We start from the raw sequence: 1,079 nt of genomic DNA, 5'->3' as shown, positions 1-1,079 counted from the left end.
GACCGCCGGGCCGCGCCTCAGCGACCGGCAGCGGCTGAGCTGGCTACGACTGATCCGCACCCAGAATGTCGGCCCTGCCTCCTTTCGCGACCTGATCAACCGCTTCGGCTCAGCCGAAGCGGCGCTTGAAATACTGCCGGAACTGATGATTTCGGGCGGCGCCATCCGGATCGCCCGCATCCCGTCCGTTGCCGAGGCCGAGGCCGAACTGGAAACAGCTGGAAAGGCCGGCGCCCGCTTTGTCGGCATCGGTGAAGCAGACTACCCACCCCTCTTGCGCAACATGGATCATCCGCCGCCCCTGCTGGCGGTAAAGGGCAACGCAGCTGTTTTCCGGCTGCCGGGTGTCGCCATAGTCGGGGCACGCAACGCGTCGCTGGCCGGCATCAAGATGGCGCGCATGCTGGCAGCCGACCTCGGCCGCGACGGCTACGCAATCGTCTCCGGCCTGGCGCGCGGCATCGACACAGCGGCGCATCAGGGCAGTCTTGCGACCGGCACGATCAGCGTGCTGGCCGGCGGCCTCGACCAGCCTTATCCGCCTGAAAATGCAGGCCTGTGCGAAGAGATTGCCGAGCGTGGCGCCATCATTTCGGAGATGCCGTTCGGCTGGCAGCCGCGCGCTCAGGATTTTCCGCGCCGCAACCGCCTTGTCGCGGGTGCGGTCCTTGGGCTGGTGGTGGTCGAGGCAGCGCAACGCTCTGGGTCCCTGATCAGCGCCAGGCTTGCCGGCGAAATGGGCCGACTGGTCTTCGCTGTACCGGGCTCACCGCTCGATCCACGCGCCGCCGGCGCCAATGGCCTGCTCAAGGATGGCGCCACCCTGGTCACCGAGGCATCGGATATTTCCAGGGCAATCGCGCCGCTGACCGGCATGCGGGCGCCCGACGTGCCGCCGTTCGAAGAGCCGCCCGACTTCTTGGCCGCACCACCGCCCGGCGAAAGCGATCGCGCCCGAGTCATCGAGGCGCTCGGCCCGACGCCCGTCTCGGTCGACGAGATCATCCGCCACACTGGCCTGCACCCGGCCCAAGTGTTCATGGTGCTGCTGGAACTCGACCTCGCCGGCCGGCTAGAAC

The 1,079-nt window shown here is 68.0% G+C and carries 1 protein-coding gene; it reads left to right on the top strand.

Going from position 1 to position 1,079, the window contains the following annotated elements; genetic code table 11:
• Positions 1-1,079: DNA-processing protein DprA (gene dprA / locus ENZ74_RS32660; protein ID WP_127313329.1), on the top strand; the 1,079-nt coding region annotated here is incomplete at both ends.

This window comes from Mesorhizobium sp. M7A.F.Ca.CA.002.15.2.1 (genome assembly GCF_003998715.1).
GTDB classification, from domain to species: domain Bacteria; phylum Pseudomonadota; class Alphaproteobacteria; order Rhizobiales; family Rhizobiaceae; genus Mesorhizobium; species Mesorhizobium ciceri.
This window is presented reverse-complemented; position numbering and strand designations above follow the sequence as displayed.